Origin of the sequence: Agromyces mangrovi (assembly GCF_030296695.1) — a bacterium.
Classification (GTDB): Bacteria; Actinomycetota; Actinomycetes; order Actinomycetales; family Microbacteriaceae; genus Agromyces; species Agromyces mangrovi.
Map to the genome: position 1 here is coordinate 2,557,260 of NZ_AP027737.1, position 20,673 is coordinate 2,577,932.

Annotated in this window: 24 protein-coding genes and 1 pseudogene; 13 read left to right on the plus strand and 12 right to left on the minus strand. The window is 72.5% G+C overall.

Annotation, left to right across the window (positions count from 1 at the left end; translation table 11 throughout):
• Positions 1–87 precede the first annotated feature (87 nt).
• From QUE38_RS12100 to QUE38_RS12110, 3 genes are all read left to right on the plus strand, one after another.
• Positions 88–1,059 (plus strand): NAD-dependent epimerase/dehydratase family protein, encoded by a 972-nt coding sequence (locus QUE38_RS12100; protein WP_286308494.1) that lies wholly within the window; start codon positions 88–90, stop codon positions 1,057–1,059.
• Between the two features lie 59 nt (positions 1,060–1,118).
• Positions 1,119–1,604, plus strand: a complete 486-nt coding sequence (locus tag QUE38_RS12105) for a GNAT family N-acetyltransferase (protein ID WP_286308495.1) — start codon at positions 1,119–1,121, stop codon at positions 1,602–1,604.
• Positions 1,605–1,666: 62 nt separating this feature from the next.
• Positions 1,667–2,587: an intradiol ring-cleavage dioxygenase gene (locus QUE38_RS12110; protein ID WP_286308496.1), complete on the plus strand. Its 921-nt coding sequence runs from the start codon at positions 1,667–1,669 to the stop codon at positions 2,585–2,587.
• 151 nt (positions 2,588–2,738) lie between these two features.
• Here QUE38_RS12110 and QUE38_RS12115 read toward each other — a convergent pair whose 3' ends face one another.
• Entirely contained in the window at positions 2,739–3,254 is a 516-nt protein-coding gene (locus tag QUE38_RS12115) for a hypothetical protein (protein ID WP_286308497.1), read from the minus strand.
• 185 nt (positions 3,255–3,439) lie between these two features.
• Between QUE38_RS12115 and QUE38_RS12120 the strand changes: the two genes are divergently transcribed.
• Positions 3,440–4,492, plus strand: a complete 1,053-nt coding sequence (locus QUE38_RS12120) for a 2,3-butanediol dehydrogenase (RefSeq protein WP_286308498.1) — start codon at positions 3,440–3,442, stop codon at positions 4,490–4,492.
• Between the two features lie 230 nt (positions 4,493–4,722).
• Here QUE38_RS12120 and QUE38_RS12125 read toward each other — a convergent pair whose 3' ends face one another.
• Both QUE38_RS12125 and QUE38_RS12130 read right to left on the minus strand, forming a co-directional pair.
• A complete protein-coding gene (locus QUE38_RS12125) occupies positions 4,723–5,397 on the minus strand; it encodes a LysR substrate-binding domain-containing protein (protein WP_286308499.1) in 675 nt (224 codons plus the stop codon).
• Positions 5,289–5,606 carry a LysR family transcriptional regulator gene (locus tag QUE38_RS12130; RefSeq protein WP_350227471.1) on the minus strand — a complete coding sequence of 106 codons (318 nt, stop codon included), beginning with the start codon at positions 5,604–5,606 and terminating at the stop codon, positions 5,289–5,291. Before QUE38_RS12130 ends, QUE38_RS12125 begins: the two co-directional genes overlap by 109 nt.
• Before the next feature lie 106 nt (positions 5,607–5,712).
• Between QUE38_RS12130 and QUE38_RS12135 the strand changes: the two genes are divergently transcribed.
• On the plus strand, positions 5,713–6,645 hold the full coding sequence (locus QUE38_RS12135) for an aldo/keto reductase (RefSeq protein WP_286308500.1): 933 nt from the start codon (positions 5,713–5,715) through the stop codon (positions 6,643–6,645).
• Between the two features lie 44 nt (positions 6,646–6,689).
• Here QUE38_RS12135 and QUE38_RS12140 read toward each other — a convergent pair whose 3' ends face one another.
• Both QUE38_RS12140 and vapB read right to left on the minus strand, forming a co-directional pair.
• Positions 6,690–7,109: a type II toxin-antitoxin system VapC family toxin gene (locus QUE38_RS12140; protein WP_286308501.1), complete on the minus strand. Its 420-nt coding sequence runs from the start codon at positions 7,107–7,109 to the stop codon at positions 6,690–6,692.
• The gene (vapB, locus tag QUE38_RS12145; RefSeq protein WP_286308502.1) at positions 7,106–7,336 is read right to left on the minus strand and encodes a type II toxin-antitoxin system VapB family antitoxin; all 231 of its coding nucleotides are present in this window, start codon (positions 7,334–7,336) and stop codon (positions 7,106–7,108) included. The genes QUE38_RS12140 and vapB overlap by 4 nt, the downstream gene beginning before the upstream one ends.
• A 208-nt stretch (positions 7,337–7,544) precedes the next feature.
• Here vapB and QUE38_RS12150 point away from each other — a divergent pair, with 208 nt between their 5' ends.
• From QUE38_RS12150 to QUE38_RS12165, 4 genes are all read left to right on the plus strand, one after another.
• Positions 7,545–7,976 (plus strand): DUF805 domain-containing protein, encoded by a 432-nt coding sequence (locus QUE38_RS12150; RefSeq protein WP_286308503.1) that lies wholly within the window; start codon positions 7,545–7,547, stop codon positions 7,974–7,976.
• 41 nt (positions 7,977–8,017) lie between these two features.
• Entirely contained in the window at positions 8,018–8,365 is a 348-nt protein-coding gene (locus QUE38_RS12155) for a hypothetical protein (RefSeq protein WP_286308504.1), read from the plus strand.
• Positions 8,366–8,523: 158 nt separating this feature from the next.
• Positions 8,524–9,093 carry a hypothetical protein gene (locus QUE38_RS12160; RefSeq protein WP_286308505.1) on the plus strand — a complete coding sequence of 190 codons (570 nt, stop codon included), beginning with the start codon at positions 8,524–8,526 and terminating at the stop codon, positions 9,091–9,093.
• 16 nt (positions 9,094–9,109) lie between these two features.
• A complete protein-coding gene (locus QUE38_RS12165) occupies positions 9,110–10,132 on the plus strand; it encodes a hypothetical protein (protein ID WP_286308506.1) in 1,023 nt (340 codons plus the stop codon).
• A 109-nt stretch (positions 10,133–10,241) separates the two neighbouring features.
• Here QUE38_RS12165 and QUE38_RS12170 read toward each other — a convergent pair whose 3' ends face one another.
• Positions 10,242–11,498, minus strand: coding sequence for an endonuclease/exonuclease/phosphatase family protein (locus tag QUE38_RS12170; RefSeq protein ID WP_286308507.1), 1,257 nt, complete (start codon positions 11,496–11,498; stop codon positions 10,242–10,244).
• 142 nt (positions 11,499–11,640) lie between these two features.
• A complete protein-coding gene (locus QUE38_RS12175) occupies positions 11,641–11,982 on the minus strand; it encodes a YciI family protein (RefSeq protein ID WP_286308508.1) in 342 nt (113 codons plus the stop codon).
• 312 nt (positions 11,983–12,294) lie between these two features.
• On the opposite strand from QUE38_RS12175, the gene QUE38_RS12180 reads away from it, so the two are divergent.
• The gene (locus QUE38_RS12180; RefSeq protein ID WP_286308509.1) at positions 12,295–12,963 is read left to right on the plus strand and encodes a DUF4097 family beta strand repeat-containing protein; all 669 of its coding nucleotides are present in this window, start codon (positions 12,295–12,297) and stop codon (positions 12,961–12,963) included.
• A 125-nt stretch (positions 12,964–13,088) separates the two neighbouring features.
• Positions 13,089–14,186 carry a zinc-binding dehydrogenase gene (locus QUE38_RS12185; protein ID WP_286308510.1) on the plus strand — a complete coding sequence of 366 codons (1,098 nt, stop codon included), beginning with the start codon at positions 13,089–13,091 and terminating at the stop codon, positions 14,184–14,186.
• Between the two features lie 10 nt (positions 14,187–14,196).
• On the opposite strand, the gene QUE38_RS12190 is transcribed toward QUE38_RS12185, so the two are convergent.
• On the minus strand, positions 14,197–15,102 hold the full coding sequence (locus tag QUE38_RS12190; protein ID WP_286308511.1) for a hypothetical protein: 906 nt from the start codon (positions 15,100–15,102) through the stop codon (positions 14,197–14,199).
• A gap of 114 nt (positions 15,103–15,216) precedes the next feature.
• Between QUE38_RS12190 and QUE38_RS12195 the strand changes: the two genes are divergently transcribed.
• Positions 15,217–15,411 carry a hypothetical protein gene (locus tag QUE38_RS12195; RefSeq protein ID WP_286308512.1) on the plus strand — a complete coding sequence of 65 codons (195 nt, stop codon included), beginning with the start codon at positions 15,217–15,219 and terminating at the stop codon, positions 15,409–15,411.
• A 14-nt stretch (positions 15,412–15,425) separates the two neighbouring features.
• Here the strand turns inward: QUE38_RS12195 and QUE38_RS12200 are convergent, their stop codons facing one another.
• The 3 genes from QUE38_RS12200 to QUE38_RS12210 form a co-directional block, all read right to left on the minus strand.
• Positions 15,426–15,713: a DUF1905 domain-containing protein gene (locus QUE38_RS12200; protein ID WP_286308513.1), complete on the minus strand. Its 288-nt coding sequence runs from the start codon at positions 15,711–15,713 to the stop codon at positions 15,426–15,428.
• Between the two features lie 169 nt (positions 15,714–15,882).
• Positions 15,883–16,632: an EI24 domain-containing protein gene (locus tag QUE38_RS12205; protein ID WP_286308514.1), complete on the minus strand. Its 750-nt coding sequence runs from the start codon at positions 16,630–16,632 to the stop codon at positions 15,883–15,885.
• The gene (locus QUE38_RS12210) at positions 16,629–17,546 is read right to left on the minus strand and encodes a 3-methyladenine DNA glycosylase (protein ID WP_286311814.1); all 918 of its coding nucleotides are present in this window, start codon (positions 17,544–17,546) and stop codon (positions 16,629–16,631) included. The genes QUE38_RS12205 and QUE38_RS12210 overlap by 4 nt, the downstream gene beginning before the upstream one ends.
• 226 nt (positions 17,547–17,772) lie before the next feature.
• Between QUE38_RS12210 and QUE38_RS12215 the strand changes: the two are divergent.
• Positions 17,773–19,295: pseudogene (locus tag QUE38_RS12215) on the plus strand (ATP-dependent DNA ligase).
• Between the two features lie 215 nt (positions 19,296–19,510).
• Here the strand turns inward: QUE38_RS12215 and QUE38_RS12220 are convergent.
• Entirely contained in the window at positions 19,511–20,533 is a 1,023-nt protein-coding gene (locus tag QUE38_RS12220; protein WP_286308515.1) for a LacI family DNA-binding transcriptional regulator, read from the minus strand.
• Positions 20,534–20,673: the final 140 nt, after the last annotated feature.

Sequence of the window (20,673 nt, forward strand, 5' to 3'; positions counted from 1 at the left end):
GCTCGACGGGCGACGGCGGCGCGCCCGAACCGCCTCCGGGGGTTGACCCGATTGCCGCCCCGTCGGTGCGGCTGGGAGGCTGGCGCCGTGAAGCAGCAGAACCCAGAGACGACCCGTACGACCCGCCTCGTGATCGGCGCCGGCCCCATCGGGTCGGGCCTCGCCCTGCACCTCGCGGAGGCGGGTGACCGCGTGCGGTTGCTCAGCCGGTCGGGCCGCGGCCCGGAGCATCCGTCGATCGATCGCCTGGCCGTCGACGCGACCGATGCGGTCGCGCTCACCGAGGCCGCGGTCGGCGCGGCGACCATCTTCAACTGCGCGAACCCCGGTTCGTACGAGCACTGGGAGAAGGAGTGGCCGCCACTGGCCGCGGCGATCCTGGCCGCGGCCGAGGCATCCGGTGCCGTGCTCGTGACGTTCGGCAACCTGTACGGGTACGGCGCCGCCGACGGGCCGATGACGCGGCACTCGCCGCTGCGGCCGAACGACCACAAGGGTGCGCTGCGGGCGCGCATGTGGGAGGACGCCCGCGCGGCGCAGGAGGCGGGGCGCGTGCGCGTCACCGAGGTGCGCGCCTCCGACTACCTCGGCCCGACCGAGCCGACCACGAACGGCATGCTGCCGCGCTACGCGAACGACACGTTGCGCGGGCGCCCGGCGACCGTCTACACCGACGTCGACCAGCCCCACTCGTGGGCGTACGACGGCGACATCGTCCGCACGCTCGCGGCGGTCGCCGACGACGAGCGCGCGTGGGGCTCGGCGTGGATCGTGCCGACGAACCCGCCGGTCTCGATGCGCGAGCTGCTGCGCGAACTCGGCGCAGTCGTCGACGCGGGCGAGCCGCGACTGCGGCGCGTGCCCCGCTGGCAGGTCGCGGCGCTCGGGGCCATGGTGCCGGTCGTGCGGGAACTGCGCGGCGTCGCGTACCAGTTCGACGCGCCGTTCGTCTCCGACGGGTCGGAGACCACCGCGCGGTTCGGGGTCGAGCCGACGCCGTGGGCGGACGTGCTGCCCAAGACCGCGCGGGCGTGGCACGAGCGGGCGATCGCGGGCTGAGGGTCGGGTTTGGCGGGCGGTGGTCGGAACGGGGCATCCGGCCGTCGCAGAATGGACGGGTGACCCCCTCGATCGCCCTCGGCGACCTCGCCGACCCGCGCGTGCTGCGCCTGCTCGACGACCACCTCGCCGACATGCACGCGACCTCGCCCGCCGAGAGCGTGCACGCGCTCGACGTGTCGGGCCTGCAGGCGCCGGGCATGACGTTCTGGGCGCTCAGCCTCGGCGCCGAACTGGTCGGCTGCGTCGCGCTGAAGGAGCTCGACTCCACGCACGGCGAGCTGAAGTCGATGCGCACCGATGCCGCCGCCCGCGGGCGAGGTCTGGGGCGGATGCTTCTGGAGCACGTGCTCGCCGAAGCCGGGCGTCGCGGCTACTCGCGCCTCAGCCTCGAGACCGGCGCGGAAGACTTCTTCGCGCCCGCGCGCGCCCTCTACGCCCGCTACGGATTCACGGAGTGCGGCCCGTTCGCGGCCTACCGGCCCGACCCGAACAGCGTGTTCATGACGCGGGAGCTGGGCCGCGAATCCATCGGGAACGCATAGGCGCGGCATAGCCGTCGCCCACCGGGGCTTGCGAAGGTGGGGCCACGACACGGGAGGGCGACATGGCTGCACGAGGGAACGACACGCGATCGGATGTGACGGAGGAGGTCGACCCGCGCTGGATCGACGCCGACGGCAACGTCATCGACGAGGACCACCGCGGACTCGTCTACGACATCCGCACGCTCGTCGACCGGCGCCTCGCGCTCGGCATCTTCGGCGGCATCGGCCTGTCGACGCTGCTCGCGGCGTGTGCGCCGGCCGACTCAGGGGCATCCGACCCCACTTCGACGGGCAGCGCGGATGCCTCCGGCGGCACGTCAACCGCGACCGCGACGCCGTCCACCACCGACGGTGACCTCGTGGAGGTGCCCGACGAGACCGGCGGACCGTACCCCGCCGACGGGTCGAACGGGGTGAACGTGCTCGACGACTCGGGCATCGTGCGCAGCGACATCCGCTCGAGCTTCGGGTCGTCGACGACGACCGCCGAGGGCGTGCCGCTCACGATCGAGCTCACGGTGCGCGACGCGTCGACGGGGTCCGCGCTGGTGGGCGCCGGCGTCTACCTGTGGCACTGCGACCGCGACGGCAACTACTCGCTGTACAGCCAGGGCCTCGCGAACGAGGACTACCTGCGCGGGGTGCAGGAGACCGACGCGAACGGCACCGTGCGGTTCACGTCGATCTACCCGGCGTGCTACTCGGGGCGGTGGCCGCACATCCACTTCGAGGTGTACGAGGACGTGGCCACGGCGGTCGCCGCCGGGCCGATCGTGAAGACCTCGCAGCTCGCGCTGCCCGAGGAGGTCAACGACGTCGTCTACGCGACTCCCGGCTACGAGCAGAGCGTGCGGAACGCCTCGCAGGTGACGCTCGCGTCGGACAACGTGTTCGGCGACGACGGCGGCATCCACCAGATCGCGAACATGTCCGGCTCCGTGGCATCCGGCTACACCGCGTCGCTCACGATCGGCGTGTAAGCGCGTCGACCGAGTACGCAAAGTGCGGAAACGCGGCGCGCGTTTCCGCACTCTGCGTACTCCGACCCGCGGAGCTGGCGCGACCGAGTACGCAAAGTGCGGGAACGCGGCGACGATTGCCGCCGTTTGCGTACTCGGTGGGTCGCGAGAGTCAGGCGCCCCGCCACCACCAGGGGGCGCTCACCGCGAGCACGCCGCGGGCGACGGCGTCGGGGTCGCCCGCGGCGCCGCCGAGCAGCCAGTGCTCGATCGCGCCGACGGTGCCGGCCGCGCCGTAGGCGGCGTAGAGGTCGTACAGCGCATCGCCGGTGAGTGCGCCGTCGGGCTCGGGCGCGACCTCGGGGTGCTCGGCGAGGTAGCCCCGCAGCGAGACCTCGACGCGCTCGAGCAGCATCACGCGCACCGGCGAGGCGAGGCGCGGCGACATCGCGTGGAGGTAGACGGCGCGGCGGCCGGCGATGTGCGCGAACAGCGCGTGCTCGGCGGTCTCGAATCGCTCGCGACCCGTGCCGGGCGCCGCCGCGAAGTCGGCAACGGCGGCGTCGAGCTCCGCGCCGAGAGCGGCGGCGAGCAGGTCGGCGACGCTCGGCGCGTGGCGATAGAACGTGTCGCGGCTGATGCCCGCGGCACGTGCCGCGTCGGTGACCGAGACGTCGCTCAGGGGCATTCGCTCGATCAGTTCGAGGACCGAGGCGTGCAGCGATCGCTGCGTACGTGCCTGTCTCGGGTCCATCGCGTCCATCCTGCCCCGGCGCCGGCGTCCGCACCACTGTCGGACAATTGTCAGATAGTAGCGTACGATGTCTGCTCGGTGTGCCCAGCGCGGCGCACATCGACACGAAAGGACCCCACATGCGAGCAGCCGTCTTCCACGCCCAGGAGGATCTCCGGATCGAGGACGTCGCCGAGCCCACCCCCGGACCCGGACAGGTGAAGCTCAAGAACGCGTACGCCGGAATCTGCGGTTCCGACCTGCACGTCTACTACGCCCCCGAGGCCGCCGGCCTCGACCTGGACAACCCGCACCCCGTCACGGGCGCGACCCTCCCGCAGATCCTCGGCCACGAGTTCTCGGGCACCGTCGTCGAGCTCGGCGAGGGCGTCGAGGGCGTCAGCGTCGGCGACCGCGTCGCCGTCTGGCCCATCTACTCCTGCGGCACCTGCGCCGCGTGCGCCAAGGGTGCCGTGAACGCGTGCCGCACCATCGGCTTCCACGGCCTGATGTCGGACGGCGGGGGCATGGCCGAATACACGACCGTGGATGCCTCGAAGCTGCACGTGCTGCCCGAGAACGTCGACCTCAAGCTCGGCGCGCTCGTCGAGCCCATGGCCGTCGCGTGGCACGCCGTCGCGCGCTCCGGCGTGAAGGCCGGCGAGACCGCCCTCATCGCCGGCGCCGGCCCCATCGGCATCGGCGTCTGGTTCGCGCTCAAGGCGCAGGGCGTCGAGCGCGTGCTCGTCTCCGAGCCGAGCCCCGAGCGTCGCGCGGCGATCTCCGCACTCGGCGCGACCGTCGTCGACCCCGTGAACGCGGACCTCGGTGCGGCCGTCGACGCGCTCACCGACGGCAACGGCGTGCAGGCCGGCTTCGACGCCGCGGGCGTCGGCGTCGCCGTCTCGTCGGTGCTCGCGAACCTCGGCCCGCTCGGCCGCATGGTCATCGTCGCGCTGCACGAGCGCACGATGGACTTCTTCCCGACCCAGCTCGTCATGGGCGAGACCGAGGTCGTCGGCGCGCTCGGCTACACCCAGGCCGACTTCGACGCGGTCATCGCCGCGATGGCCGCGGGTCACTACGACACCACCGGCTGGGTCGGCGAGACCGGCCTCGACGGCGTGCTCGACGCGATCGGCGACCTGCGCCAGGGCCGCGGCATGAAGGTGCTCGTCTCGAGCGCCGCGTAGCCGCCCGCACCCCTGCGACGATCGGGCCGCCCCCTCCGTGGGGGCGGCCCGTTCGTCACTTCACTGCTGGTGCGCAAGTCGTGGCTGTGAGACGAAGTCGCCACGGTTCGCGCACCGGCGGCGTGATCGCCTCGCGTTGCAGGTGCGCACAGTGTGGCGGAACCAACGGCTCGCAACACTTTGCGCACCAGCACCGCTCCGGGCGTCGGCCGGGGCGAGACGCCGGCGCGTCAGGCGGTCAGGGCGAGGTCGGCGTCGAGCAGTTCGAGCACGAGGGCGGCGGATGCGGCGGAGGCATCGCCCGTGATCGCTGAGACGACCCACTGGGGAGCGGGGGAGGCGAGCGGTCGCACCGCGAGGCCCGCAGCCTGGGGCTTCGACGCCACGTGCTGCGGGACGAGCGCGATGCCGAGCCCGCGCTGCACGAGGTCGATGAGCGTGTGCACGTCGTTGACCGCACAGCGCACCTGGCGCCCGACGCCGGCGGCTGCGGCCGCCTCGTCGCTCACCGCGCGAACCGCCCACGACTGCTGGAAGTCGACGAAGTCCTCCCCGCGCAGGTCGCTCCATTCGACCACGTCGCGAGCGGCCAGCGGATGCTGCGGGGGCGCGAGCAGCACCATCGGCCGCCGCCCGAGCTCGTGGTGCACGACGCGCGGGCCGAGGTCGTCGCCCGCGACGAACGCGAGGTCGACGGTGCCCGCCTGCACGGCCGCGACGAGGTCGCGGGACCCCGCCTGGGTGAACTCGATGTCGACCAGCGGGTAGCGTCGCCGTACCCGCTCGAGCAGGGCATTCACGTCGACGAAGCCGAGGCACTGCTCGGCGCCGATGTGCAGGCTCCCCGACAGCTCGTGCGTCGTGCGGAGCACCGCGTCGCGTGCGGCCGCCGCCTGCGACAGCATGGTGCGCGCATGGGGGAGGAGCGCCAGCCCCGCCTCGGTGGGCTCGACGCGACGTGTCGTGCGATGGAACAGGGGGTTCCGAGCTCGTCCTCGAGGCTCCGGATCGCCGCGGAGAGGCCGGATTGGGAGACCCCGGCCACGGCCGCGGCGCGGGTGAACTGCTGCTCGTCGGCCAGGGCGACGAGGTACTCCATCTGGCGGAGGTCCATCTATCTACATTCCTTCTGAATCGCATCAGAATAACTTGTTGGACTTCTAGGCTGCCGCGATCTAGCGTGAGAGCGCAAGCCCGGACCCTCGCGAAGGAGCGACCCAGTGAAGACCATCCCCCTCGGCGGAACCGATCTCGCAGTTCCGAACATCGTGCTCGGCCTCATGCGCATCCCCGACATGACCGACGACGCGGTGCGCGAGCTCGTCCGCACCGCGCGCGACGCCGGCATCGACTTCATCGACCACGCCGACGTCTACGGCAACGAGCTGCACGGCTGCGAGCGCCGCTTCGCCGAGGCGATGCAGCTCACGCCGTCGCAGCGCGACGAGGTCACGATCCAGACCAAGGCGGGCATCGTGCGCGAGGGCCCGTATTTCGACTTCTCGTACGAGCACATCATCGAGTCGGTCGAGGGCTCGCTCGAGGCGCTCGGCACCGACCGCATCGACGTGCTGCTGCTGCACCGGCCCGACGCACTGGTCGAACCCGACGAGGTCGCGCGCGCGTTCGACGAGCTCGAGGCCTCCGGCAAGGTGCTGCGGTTCGGCGTCTCGAACCAGACACCGGCGCAGATCGAGCTGCTGAAGAAGTCGGTGCGGCAGCCCATCGTTGCGAACCAGCTGCAGCTGTCGGTCACCCACGCACCGCTCGTGATGCAGGGACTCGCGGCCAACATGCAGGGGCTCGACCAGTCGATCAGCCGCGACTCGGGGCTACTCGACTACTGCCGCCTCAACGACATCACCGTGCAGGCGTGGTCGCCCTTCCAGGCCGGGTTCTTCACCGGCACGTTCCTCGGTTCGCCCGACTACCCCGAGCTCAACGAGGTGATCGACGGGCTCGCCGCCCAGTACGACGTGCCGCCGATCGCCATCGCCACTGCGTGGATCACGCGTCACCCCGCGAACATGCAGGTCGTGCTCGGCACCACCACGCCCGAGCGCGTGGCCGGTGCCGCCCAGGGCTCCGACATTCCGCTCACGCGCGCCGAGTGGTACGAGCTGGTGCGCGCGGCGGGCTACCGCGTGCCCTGATCGGTTTCGGGGGCGGGCGGATGCCTCGGGGCATCCGCTCGCCCTCATCGTGCCGGCGGCTCGACGGTCCAGTCCTCGACGAGCAGGCCGGGCACGCGCGCGAACTCGCGCACGTTGTTCGTGACGAGCGTGAGCCCCGCGCTGCGGGCGTGGCCGGCGAGGAGCACGTCGTAGGCGCCGATCGGCGTGCCCGCCGCCGCGAGCGCCGCACGGATCTCGCCGGCATGCTCGGCGGCGCGTTCCTCGAGCGCGAGCCTCGTGGTCAGCGCGAGCAGTTCCTCGGTCGCGCGCCGGTTGCGCGCCGGGTCGCTCGAGCGCTCGACGCCGTACGCGAGTTCGGCGACGCTGATGGACGACACGGCCATCCGTCCCGCTTGGGCGCGCATGCGCTCGCGCAGCCCCGGCGTGCGATTGCGCAGCGCGAAGATCAGGATGTTCGTGTCGAGCAGGACCCTCGCGCTCACAGGCCGGGCCGCTCCTGCTCGCCCTGATCGCGCTCGGCGAGGAAGTCGTCCGTCACCGTCACGCCGTGGTCGAACCAGAAGTCGATCGCGCCTCCGACGGGGGTGAGGATGCGGGCGTCGCCCACGACCGTCACGTCGACGGCGCGCACGTCATCGGGCAGGGCGACCTCCTTCGGAAGCCGCACCGCCTGCGTGCGGTTCGTGCGGAACACGCTCGCTCGGGTCATCCGCGTCCTCCCGTCGTGTATACGCACAGTATATACGTGCCGTCTCGTGCGCGACGGAGTACGCAAAGTGCGGGAATCGCCGCGGGCAAGCAGCAGTTCGCGTACTCCGTCGATTCGGGCTCGTCGCCTGCCAAAGCGGGGGTTCGCCCCCGGGCCCGGCGACGGCCGCCGACCTAGGCTGGCCGTATCGACCCGAGGAGACGCGCTCATGACGTTCCAGCAGTCCATCCAGACCGTGTTCCGCAAGTACGCGGACTTCGAGGGGCGCGCGAGCCGCTCCGAGTTCTGGTGGTGGGTCGTGCTGTACGCCCTCGCGGTCGCGGCGACCGGCCTGTTCGGCGTCATCCGCTTCGACTACGGCGGCAGCCTGGGGAGCATCCTCACCGGCCTCTGGACGATCGGCACGCTGCTGCCGACCCTCGCCGTGACGGTGCGCCGCCTGCGCGACGCCGACTACCCGTGGGGCCACGTCTTCTGGTACCTGCTGCCGATCGCCGGGCTCATCGTGCTCGCCGTGCTCTGCGCGCAGCCGGCGAAGTCGTATGCCCCGCAGGTGCAGCCCGCCCCGGGCACCGAGCCCCCGGCTCCGCCCGCCCCGCCGGCACCCCCGGCGGCGCCGGCACCCCGCGACGACGCGTAGCCGTCACGAGCCGAGCAGGCGCATCCCGTAGCATCCGTCCCATGACCGAGGAGTGGATCGAGCACCGCAGGGGCGACGGCGAGCTGGTCGGGTGGATGCTGCCTGAGGACGACGGCTTCGTCGTGATCGACCTGCTCGGCCGCCGCGTGACCGACGTCGTCGACTGGGGCACCGCCGAGGAGACCCTCGACGAGGCGGGCCTGCGCTACCTGGCCGAGCCGTACCTGCTCGACCGCGGGGACGACGAGCCGCTGCGCGTGCGCATCGTCGAGGCGAGCCGCGACCGCATCCTCGTCACCGAGGACTTCGGCGGCGCGATCGGCGGGCCGGTCTCGCGCATCGAGCTGCCGTTCCCAGCGCCCGAGACGCTGCGCCTGCGCCTCGGCTGACCTCGATCGGGTGCAGTTCGACGCACGGAATTCGCCGATGCCCCCTTTCGGTCGATCGATCGACCGAGTACGATGACTCCCATCGGCCGGCAACGGGTTCGCGCACAGGACATGCGAGCCGGGTGCGTTCGCCGGCACCACGCCGAGGGGAGCGAACGATGAACAGGGGAACCAAATCTGCGGTGGCGGGGGCCGCCGCTCTGGGGGTCGTGGCGATCATGGCGCCGATGGGCGCGATCGCGGATGACACGGAGGACGTGCCGGTGACGATCTCGGTGCTGGGTTCCGGCCCGAACGCGCTGACACTCAGCTTCACCAAGGAGCAGTTCGCTCCGGGCAATCCGGAGATCGACGGCGCCAGCGCAGAGCCGGGTCAAGTGCTCAACGGGTACCTCGGCCGGATCACCGTCGAGGACTACCGCACCGCCGCCTCCGGAGGCTGGACGCTCACAGCGACGGTGGGCGACTTCGAGGGCTCCGGTGGGGCCGTCATTCCGCGCGGCGATCTCCAGACCTCCGGAGCCTTGTGGGACCCCAGTGCCTCGTACTCCGCCGTGACCGTGTCGACGGCCCCGGAGACCGGAACGGTGCGCTCGGTGGCCCAAGCCGGAGGGGCGGCGACCGACGTGACGTTCGACTTCGACGTCTTCAGCAGGCTCGACATTCCGGGTGCTGCCGTCGCCGGCAGCTACACGAACACGTACACGCTCAACCTCGTGGGCTTCTGAGGCACGGGCGGCGCTCGTGAATGTGCGGCTGCCGCTCGTCGCGCTGCTCGTGACCGCGGGTGCGCTCGTCGCGGCGGTTCCCGCAGCGGGTGACGAGGTGGGCCCGTCGACGCCGATCGCAGGCGGAGTCGGCGTGAGACCCGCGGACGGCGACCGCACGGGCTTCGAACTGGCCGCGGACCCGGCCGGGCGCTACGAGGACACGATCGAGGTGCTGAACCTCGGGGACGAGCCGCGGGACATCGAGGTGAGCGCCTCCGACCTCGAGATGTCGGAGGGCGGCTTGTACGGGCTGCCCGATCCGGGTGATGCCTCCGTCGGCTCAGGCGGCTGGGTGAGCTTCGACGGCGCCACCAGCGTCGTGGTGCGTGTCGGGGCTCGCGAGTCGACACGGGTCGACTTCGCGGTCGACGTGCCGGCCGACGCGCAGCCGGGAGACCACGCGGCCGCCGTGGTCGCCTGGACCGCCGAGGGCACCGAGGTGGGCACCGTCATGGTGCGGCAGCGCGTCGCGATCCGCCTGCTCGTGCGCGTGGCGGGCGAGCAGGCGCCCGAGCTCGAGCTCGAGGATGTCCGCATGGCGTACGCCGGGGCGTTCGACCCGTCGCTCGGCAGGGCGACGGTCGAGTTCACGCTCCGCAACACCGGCAACCTCGCCCTCGCCGCCACTCCCGAGGTCGTGCTCTCGCAGCTCGCCGGCACCTGGACTCGGCACCGGACGGGTGAGCCCACGAACCTCATCCTGCCAGGCGCCTCGGTGGTGCAGTCGATGGTGCTCGAGGAGGTTCCGGCACTCGGGCTGATCGCGGCGGAGGTCACCGTGGCGACCGAGGTCGCGCCGGGAGCGACGGCACCCGGCGCGCTACCGGCGCCGAGCGCTTCGGCTCAGGTGCTCGCCGTGCCGTGGACGATCGTGGTGGGCATCGCCGCGGTGCTGCTCGCGATTGCGCTGACCGTCGTCGCATCCCGTGGCCGCGCCGCGGCGCACGAGCGGCGGATCGAGGAGCGCGTGCGGCGGGAGCTCGAGCACCGCCGCTGAGGTGGCGGCGACCGGGGCCACGGCGACCTGCGCAGTCGTCACCACCTCAGAACTCGCCAGATCGGATGCCGCGGGGCGTCGTGCCCGCGGCATCCGATCGTCTCGTCGCTCAGCCGCGCACGGTCAGGTCGACCCAGACGAGGCGGTGGTCGCTGCTCGGGAACGGGAAGGTGCCCGTGAGCGCCGAGAGCGGGTCGGACGAGACCGGCCAGAACACGCCCGCGTCGTCGACGGCGAGCTTGCGCGAGGGCAGCACGTAGTCGGCGCGCAGGTTGCCCGGGGCCGGGTTGTCGTTGAAGTCGGCCGTGTCGGTCGCCGGGTCGCCGGTGTGGGCGAGGTTCGCGCGGCCCTGCAGGAGCGCCGCCTCGACGCCGCCCTCCGACGTCGGCTTCGGGTCGACGATCCGCGTGTTGTCGAGCAGCTGGTCGATCGCGTCGTCGGTCGAGTCGCCGTCGAACGGGTCGGCGTTCTGGTCGCCCATGATCACGAACGGCTCGCTCGGGTTCAGTCCGCCGGTCGTGCCGGCATCGTCGTACACGTAACGGTTCGCACCGGGCGTCACGTAGTCCGCCCAGAATCGGATCTCGTCGTGGTTCCGGCGGCCGTTGCGGTCCTCCGGGCCGTCGAAGGTCGGGGGCGTCGGATGCGACGCGAGCACGTGCACCGTCTCGTTGCCGATCTCGATCGGCACGTCCCAGTGCGACTTGCTCGACAGGCGCACGACCGCGAGCTCCTCCTCGGTGAACCAGTCGGCCGGGGCATCCGTCGTCGGATCGTCGGGCAGCAGCGCGCCCGGCATGTCTGCCCAGAGGAAGTGCTGGAAGGTGCGGATGTCGTCGGTCGCGATCGGGTACTTCGACAGCACGGCCATGCCGTACTGGCCCGGGAAGAAGCCGAAACCGAAGGCGTCGTCGGCGCCGCCGACCGCGCCGTCGTTGTTCAGGTCGTACCCGCTCGGGATGCCCGTGTTCGACGGGGCGACGAACGCGTACGGGTACTCGACCGGCGCCGCGCCGTTCTGCCCAACCTCGAGGTAGTCGGTGCGGAACAGGTCGATCGCCACCTCACCCGCGTCGTAGTCGAACTCGTTGAGCAGCAGCACGTCCGGGTTCGCACGCTGGATGATCTCGGCGATCACCTCCGCCTGCGCATCGCCGGCCTCGAGGTTCGCGACCAGGTCGCCTTCGTTGAACCGGTTGAGCGAGGCGTTGAACGTGGCAATGCGCAGCGACTCGGCGTGCGGTCCGCCGCGGCCGTGGTCGCCGGCGGCTTCGGGAGCCGCGACTGCGGCGGGTGCGATCGCGACGGCGCCGGCGACGGCGAGGCCGATCGCGGCGGCTGAGGTGGACTTCCTGCGGGTGGACATGCGCTCTCCTTCGTCGGGGTGCGTGCGGTGTCGCCGCTGGTGGCGGCCGTGCGCCCCAAGCTATGCGGTTCCGATGACGAGGGGAAGAACCCCGGGTGACCGGTCGGCGGTCGTCGAGCGGTCGTCGATCGGCCGGCCGCGGTCAGCCCTCGGCGTCGGCGCCGAACGCCCGCAGCTCCTGCGCGCAGCGGCACGCGGCCGCGATCTTCCCCGCCCAGACGAGCGCCTCCTCGCGCGTCGGGACATCGACCACCGTGTAGCCGCCCTCGATGCGCGCGGTCTCGGGGTACGTGCCCTCGGCGACCGTCCCGTCTCCGTGTACGAGCACGGGCGGCACGCCCTCGTCGATGCCGCCCGCGAAGACGAGGACGCCTGCGGCTTCCGCTTCGCGCACCACCGCGTGCGCGGCCTCGCCCACCGCGGGCAGCTCCTCGGGCGACACGTCCATCGCGCCGCTCGGGAACGAGATCAGGTACTTCGTCATCGCACACCCCTGTCGCCGATCGAGACGGAGCCATCCTCCCGCCCGGGTCCGACATCGCACCAGCCCCGCCCGCGAGCCGGCGGGCCGAGGGCAGGTGGGCGGATGCCCCGCCACCGAAGTCGGGGGTCAGCCCCCGCGTGCCTCGCGGCCGGTCTGGCTACCGTCGAAGCAGGCGAGCGAACAGGGCGCTCGAAGAGGGGAACACGAGATCATGGACAGCACGACGACCAGCACGACCAAGCGGGCGACGCGCATCCTGGCGGCGGTCGCGGCCGGGGAGCAGCGACCGTCGCCCTCGCCGGCTGCGGACTCGTGGACCGTCTCGGCCCGCCACAGTCGTTCTCCGACGACGCGACCGTCACCGAGCGGGTGACCGCGATCGAGATCGACGAGCCGGCCGGCTCGGTGGCCATCGAGGCCACGCGGAGTGCGACCGACATCACGCTCGAGCGCACCGTGCGCTACTGGGGTATCGACCGCGACGTCGACGAGACGCACGAGGTCACGGGCGGCACGCTCGTGCTGCACGGCTGCGGCCGCAACTGCACCGTGAGCTACGTGCTCGAGGTGCCCGAGGGGCTCGACGTCTCGGGCCGCACCTCGAACGGCGCGATCGAGTTGACCGGCGTCGCAGACGTCGACGTGGCGACGTCGAACGGGCGCATCGAGCTCGACGACGTGACCGGCACCGTCGAGGTCGAAACCTCGAACGGGCGCATCATCGGCAACGACCTCACCGGCGACGGCGTCGACGCGAGCACCTCGAACGGACCCATCGAGATCGAGCTCGGCACTCCGCAGGACGTCACGGCGCGAACGTCGAACGGACCCATCGAGCTGCGCGTGCCCGGCGGCCCCTACGCCGTCGAGACCGACACCTCGAACGGCCGCGTCGACGTCGACATCGCCACCGACCCGAACGGCGAGTTCACGCTCGACCTGCGCACCTCGAACGGGTCGATCGACGTCACCGAGTCCTGACCCAGGACTGCGAGCGGATGCCATCGCGAGCGGCTCCGCTCTCCGTCGACGGTTCGCGACGTGTGTGACGCCGTGTGAATCACAATTCACTTCCCATCGTCGCGCGGAGCCGCTACGCTGCCCGCATGCCCACCGCACGTGCCGCCCTCGTCACCGCCGCCGGGGGCGGATTCTCGCCCGCGGAGATCGAGCTCGATGACCCGATCGGGCGCGAGGTGCTGGTCGACGTGCGGGCCGCGGGGCTGTGCCACACCGACTTGACGATGTCGCATGCCGATCTCGGCATACCGCTCCCCGCCGTGTTCGGGCACGAGGTCGCGGGCGTCGTCGCAGCGGTCGGTCCGGACGCGACCGGCGTCGCAGTGGGCGACCACGTCGTCGGATGCCTCGTGCAGCACTGCGGCACCTGCGACCGCTGCCGTGCCGGCCGCGCCACGCTCTGCCGCCAACCGGGCGCGACCCTGCGCGACGCCGAGGCGCCGCCTCGCCTTACCCGCGACGGCGCGCCGCTGCACCAGATGGTCGGCATCGGTGGCTTCGCCGAACGCGTGCTGGTCGACGAGCGGCAGCTCGTGGTCGTCTCGCGCGAGCTGCCGTTCGCGCAGGCGGCGCTGCTCGGGTGCGGCGTGCTGACGGGCGTGGGCGCGGTGCGCAACGCCGCACGGGTGCGGGCCGGCGACGCGGTCGCGGTGATCGGCGCGGGCTGCGTGGGGCTCAGCGCGATCGCCGCGGCAGCTGCCGCCGGAGCAGACCGCATCGTCGCGGTCGACCTCGTCGCCGAGAAGCTCGAGGCGGCTCGCTTGTTCGGTGCGACGCACGTGGTCGACTCGTCGGTCGCCGACGACCCGGTGGCGGCGGTGCGCGCGGCGACGGGCGGCGGCGCCGATTCGGTGCTCGACGTGGTCGGCGTGCAGGCGACCGCCGAGCAGGGCCTCGCGATGACCGCACCCGGCGGCGGCCTCTACGTGGTCGGCGTGATGGACCCGACCGCGCGCATCTCGCCCCGCCTGTTCGGCCTCATCTCCGCGCAGCGCCGCATCCAGGGCGTGTACATGGGCGCGGCAGACCCGCGCCGCGACATCCCCGAGATCGCCCGCATGGCCCGCTCGGGCGCACTCGACCTCGGTGCGCTCGTGAGCGCCGAGGTCGGCCTCGACGACATCGACGAGGGGTACCGGATGCTGCGCGACCCGAACGTGGTGCGCGTCGTCGTCGGGTTCTGACGGCGCACGGTCAGCGATGCGCGGGCGCGCCCTCCGGGAGAAACCGCGACGGCACGTCGAAGTAGCGCGGGTCGCACTGGTGCGCGCGGAAGAACGTGAGGATGAACCCCATGCGCTCGTCGAAGTCCTCCCAGATCGGGGCGTCCGAGTGGGTGGCGTCGCCGCCGGGCGACTGGTGGAAGCGCAGGAACAGCAGCACGAGCTCGGGGTCGGCGAGCGCCGCCAGGCTGACCGGGAACTGCGCGCCCGCGAGGTAGCCGGGCGGAGCGACGTCGTCGGTCACGTCGATCGGGCCGTCGGGCGTCTCGAGGTGCACGAACCGGGTCGTGACCAGCCCGAACAGGCCGCCGAGCGGCATCGCCTCGTCGATGAAGCGGTCGACGAGCTCCTGCTCGTGGGCGCCGATGAGCGCATTGCCCAGCAGCACGCGCTCGGCGATCTCGCGTTCGAGCTCGGCGCGATGGTCGGCCGAGCAGGTCGAGGCATCCGCTGCACGTGCCAGCATCGCGGCCCGCTGGTAGCAGCGCACCGCGGCCGCGAGCCCCGGCCGGCCGTCGAAGACCGGGTCGACGAGCGCGCGCCCCATCGCCTCGGGCGTGGCATCGCCGGTGCGCTCGACCTCGGTGAGCCAGCGCAGCAGCGGCGGCGCGACGTCGCGGATGATCGCCAGGTTGCCGGCGGCCACGCCCTCCGAGCCGAGGCCGAACGACGCGCCATCGCCGCGGATCACCGCGCCCGCCGTGCCGCTCGCCCACGCGCCGAACGCGAACCAGTTGAGATTCGCGCGCCCGATCACGTCGGCCAGCGCGAACGCGATCTCGCGGTAGCAGAGCGTGATGAGCCGGTTGCGCGCCGCCGGGTCCTCGGTCGCGACGACTTGCTCGAGCACCGCGGTCGCGGTCTGCGTCGACGTCATGTGCACTCCCGGCGGTCGCCCCGGCCGGACCCGTCGCCCCGGCCTGGCGCCGATGCTAGCGCGGGCACCCGCCCGGCGGCATCCGTGCTCGCCCTGCCGGGTTAGGGTCGAAGGATGAGTCGTACCGTCTGGACCGTCATCGGCGTGATCGCCGCCGTCGCCATCGCCTGGGTGCTGGTGGAGGTCGTGTTCAGCGTGCTGTGGTTCCTCGTGAAGTTCGCGATCGTCGCGGTGGTCGCCGTGATCGTGTTCTTCCTGCTGCGCGCGTGGGCGACGAAGGACCGCGGGGCGCGCTCGATCGAGCGCTGAGCCGAGGCGAGCGCTCAGACGTCGATGCGCAGCCGCACGCCGACGGAGTCGTCGACGTCGAGCCCCTCGGCCTCCTGCACCCACTTCTTGATCGGCACGATGTAGCCGCCGTCCTTCGGCCAGAGCGACGTGGTCCACTCGCTGCCGCCGACGCGCACCGCGACCGGGATCATGCCCCAGCCGTACGTGACTGCGGGCGCGACCTCGTGGATCGCCTCCGCCTCGGCCGGCGGCACCGTCACGAAGTGGAACGGCGCGGGCCCGCGCCAGTACCAGAGCACGCCGCTGAACCTCAGCTCCATGCGCGCCAGCATAGCGGTGCGGCGCTTTTCAGGAACGGCCGGGTGGGCCATGCACGAGATGTGCGTCGGTGGGCGACTTCGCGCCCGAATCGTGCGCTCCCTGGGCTCGCGTGCTGCATTCCACCGGCCGCCTGCGGCCGGCTCCTGAAAAGTGCCGCATCGCGCGCGGTCAGGGGCGGGCGGATGCCTCGTCGGCGGCCAGCACCCGGCGGGCGAGCATCGTCGAACCGGCGACCGCGGCCGGCATCGTGAGCACGGCCCCGCCGGGCAGCATGAACAGCAGCTGCGTGGCCACGCCGAAGCCGAGCATGCGAGCGCGGTGGCCCCGGAGCATCCGTCGCCGTTCGGTGCCGTCGATGCCGCGCGCATCGAACGCGCGGCCCGTGAGCTCGCGCGCCAGCAGACGGCCAGACAGCACGACGCCGAGCACGGCCGCGGTGACCGACCCCACGACGGGCACGAACCCGACCAGCAGCACGAGGCCCGCGTTGAGCGTGCCGACTCCGACGAGCACCGCACCCGACGCCGCGGCCTTCCAGAAGCCCGGGCCCTCGTCGGGCACCTCGCCGCCCTCGTCGATCTCGACGGCGCGCCAGATGCGCTCGTAGAACGGGTCGCCGACGGTGAGGGTCACCGCGGTGAACGTGACGGCCGCGAGCAGGATCGTCGCACCGAAGAGGGCCGCGCCGACCGCGACGCGCAGGGCGATCGCCCAGCCGGCGTCCCAGGCGTCTGCGAACGGGGTCATCCAGGTGACCAGGTCGCCGACGGTCGCGCCGAGGGCGACGAGTGCGGCCAGCACGAGGAGCGCGACGATCGCCGCGGGCACGAGACCGAGTGCCATGGTGCCCGGGCACGTGCGCCACATCGCGAAGCCGCGCAGCAGGTCGCCCGCGCCTGCGAGCAGGGAGCGGATCACGCGGCTGGTTCCGCGGCCGAGTTCGCGACCGGCTCGGTGAAGGCTGCGGCCAGGATGCGCCGCCGCAGCGCATTCGCCCGCTCGGCGAAGCCGCGCTGGCGCCTGACGTACTCGGCCTTGCCCTCGGCCGTCTCGATCGCGACCGGCTCGGCGCCCCACGGGCGCACGTCGTACGGCGACGCCGCCATGTCCAGCCAGCGGATGTCGCGGGCCAGGTCGAACGCGTCGAGCAGCAGCTCGCCCGGCACCAGCGGCCCGAGCTTCACGGCCCACTTGTAGACGTCCATGTTCGCGTGCAGGCAGCCGGGCTGCTCGAGTAGGGCCTGCGTCTCGCGGGTCGGAGCGAAGCGGTTGCGCGGCACCGCCTCGTCGGTGAAGAACCGGAACGCGTCGATGTGCGTGCAGCGCAGGTCGTTCGCCTCGACGACCTCGTCGGTGCCGCGCTTGCCGAGCCGTAGGGGCACGTCGTGGCGGTGCTCGGCCTGCCGGTAGACCATCGCCCACTCGTGCAGGCCGAAGCAGCCGAACGATGCCGGGCGGGCGGCGGTGAGGCGCAGCATCCGCTCGACCGTGCCGAGCAGGCCCGCTTTCTCGGCGGCCATCGCTTCACGGTCGACCACGAGCGAGCCGGGCGCCCTGCCCGTGGCGTACCAGCGCCACTCGGCGCGGGGCGTGTCCGAGGCATCCGCCAGCTCGACCCCGGCACCCGGATGCCACCGCCGCAGCACGCGCGGCGAGTACGAGTAGTACGTGAACAGGAAGTCGTCGATCGGATGCGACTCGCCCGCCGCGACCCTCGCCCGGCGCGCGGCCGTGAGGGCGCCGGCCCGCTCCGCGTGGGCGCGCTCGCGCTCGCGCCAGTCGGCTCCTTCGAGCCGCACGGGCGCGGCCTGCGTCGGGGCCGTCGCGGTCATGCTCACCCGACGAGGATATTCGCCGACCCTGCGCCCGCGCGTGGGGGCGGCGCTTTTCAGGAGGCCCGGCTGGGCGCCCGGTGGATGGCTGCGTGCCGGGCGCGTCGGCGCTCGATTCCGTCCGGATCGGCAGCTCCACCCGCCGGAATCGTGCACCGCCCGCCCGGCGCTCCTGAAAAGCGACGTCCTTCCCCGGAGGGTCGGCGGGCGGTGGGAGGATGGCCGCGTGCTGCTCCAGGAGCTCGTCGACACGGCCGCGGCGGTCGCCGCGACGCGGTCGCGGCTGGCCAAGGTCGACGCGCTCGCCGGGATGCTCGGGAGACTGGGGGTCGACGAGATCGCGCCCGCGATCGGCCTGCTGCTCGGCGCCCCGCGGCAGGGGCGATTGGGCGTCGGCTGGCGCGGGTTCAGCGCGCAGCAGGTGGCGCCGGCCGCCGAGCCGACGCTCGCCGTCGCCGACGTCGACGCGCGGCTCGACCGCCTCGCGGCCGTCGCGGGGAGGGCTCGGCCGCAGCCCGTGCCGCGGAGCTGGGCGACCTGCTCGCCCACGCCACTGCCGCCGAGCAGGACTTCCTCGGCCGCGCCCTCCTCGGCGAGGTGCGCACGGGCGCGCTCGCGGGCGTCGTCACCGATGCGATCGCCCGCGCGTCCGACCTGCCGGGGGAGACCGTGCGCCGCGCCGCGATGCTGTCGGGCGACCTCGGGGAGACCGCACGCCTCGCGCTCGCGGGCGAGCCCGGCGCGGTGGCGGCGGTGGGCCTCGAGGTCATGCGACCGGTGCAGCCGATGCTCGCGGCCACCGCGGCATCCGCTGCGCTCGCGATCCAGGCCGTCGGCGAGGCATCCGTCGAGTTCAAGATGGACGGTGCGCGCATCCAGGTCCACCGCGCGGGCGACGACGTGCGGGTGTTCACGCGCACGCTCGCCGACATCACGCACCGCGTGCCCGAGGTCGTCGAGGTGGTGCGGCGGATGCCCGTGCGCGACGTGATCCTTGACGGCGAGACGCTCGCGCTCGCCGACGACGGCCGGCCGCGCCCGTTCCAGGACACGATGGCGCGCTTCGGCGCCGAGGTCGCGCGCGAGGCGACGCTGCACCCGTGGTTCTTCGACGTGCTGCACGTCGACGGGCGCGACCTCCTCGACGAGCCGCTCGCCACCCGGCTCGCCGAGCTCGCACGCATCACCGGCCCGCACCGGATGCCCGGCGAGGTGACGGCCGACCCGGACGCTGCCGAGCGGGTCGCGGCGGAGGCGCTCGCCGCGGGCCACGAGGGCGTCGTCGTGAAGGCGATCGAGTCGGCGTACGCCGCCGGCCGCCGCGGCTCGAGCTGGATGAAGGTGAAGCCCGTGCACACCTACGACCTCGTCGTGCTCGGCTGCGAGTGGGGGTCGGGGCGCCGCGAGGGCTGGCTGTCGAACCTGCACCTCGGCGCGCGCGACCCCGAGGGCGAGTTCGGCGAGCCCGGTGGGTTCGTGATGGTCGGCAAGACGTTCAAGGGGCTCACCGACGAGCTGCTGCGCTGGCAGACGGAGCGCTTCCCCGAGATCGAGGTGCGGCGCACGGCGCACACGGTGTTCGTCGAGCCGGTCACGGTCGTCGAGATCGCGATCGACGGGGTGCAGCGGTCGAGCCGCTATCCGGGCGGGGTCGCGCTGCGGTTCGCGCGCGTCAAGCGCTACCGCGACGACAAGGCGGCAGGCGAGGCGGACACGATCCAGGCGCTGCGCGGCCTGCTGTGGGGCTGAGGCCGCCGCGAGGCATCCGCTCGCCTCTGTCACGACCCGGCAACGATCTGCTCACGAACGACGGATGCGGCGTGGAGCATCCGCTACCCGAGGAGTAGCGTCGGCCGCGCGAGCACCATGTGACGTTCGTCGAGGGAGATGAGCACATGCGCCTGGGGGTGGCGTCGCGCACGGGGAGCGGCTTCCGCGCGCCCGCGATGCCGCACGGCGAACGGTCAGCGCGTCTTCTTCGGGTCGGTCGAGCGACGCACCACGAGCTCCGGCTGGAACACGGTCTGGCGGGGGATGGACTCGGGGTCGTTCGCCTCCTCGAGCAGCGTGCGCAGCGCGGTGCGGCCGATCATGCCGCTCGGCTGGCGCATCGACGACAGCGGCACGGCCGCGGCGCCGGCGAACGAGATGTCGTCGAAGCCGATGATCGCGATCTCCTCGGGCACGAGGATGCGGCCCTCGACGACGAGCGCCTGCAGCAGGCCGAGCGCGATGAGGTCGTTCGCGGCGAACAGCGCATCCGGACGCTGCGCGCGGGGTCGCTCGATGATGCGGGTGCCAGCGGCGACGCCCTCCGCGACGGTGAGCTCGGTGGTCGCGACGACCTCCAGGTCGACCGGGAAGCCGGCGTTCTCGGCTGCGGCGCGCGCACCGGCGAGGCGGTCGGCGACCTGGTGGATGTCGAACGGGCCGCCCACGTACGCGATGCGACGACGACCGGTATCGATGAGGTGCTCGACCGCCATGCGGCCGCCCGACACGCTGTCGACCGAGACGGAGCTGAAGCGCCCGTCGCCGCTGAAACGATCCACCAGGACGGCGGGGATGCCCCGCTGACGCAGGCGCTCGAGCCTGGTGTGCACGTCGTCGTACGGCGAGATGAGGACGCCCCGCACCTGCTGCTCCTCGAACAGGTCGAGGTAGAGCCGCTCGCGCGCGACGTCCTGGTCGGTGTTGCCGTAGAGGATCGCGATGTTGTGCTTCGATGCCTCGTCCTCGGCGCCGCGCACCACGTCGTTGAAGAACGGGTTCTGGCCGTCGAGCACCACGAAGCCCACGGTCGTGCTCGTGCCGGCGCGGAGCTTGCGGGCGGCATCGTTGCGCACGTACCCGAGCTCCTCGATCGCGCGGTTGACGCGCGCGATCGACTCCGCCGAGACCTCGCCCGGGCGGTTGAGCACGTTCGAGACCGTGCCGACCGATACACCGGCGTGTTGAGCAACGTCCCTGATGCTCGTGGCTGCCATTGCGGTTCCTCGTCGTCGATGAGCTGCGTGGTGGTCGGGGAGGAGGTGACTTGACCTCGGCACCCGCCGTCCATAGAGTAGCCCTGAACTTGATCTGAATCGATTCAGAGACATTTCAACCCGTACACAGCAACACCTCG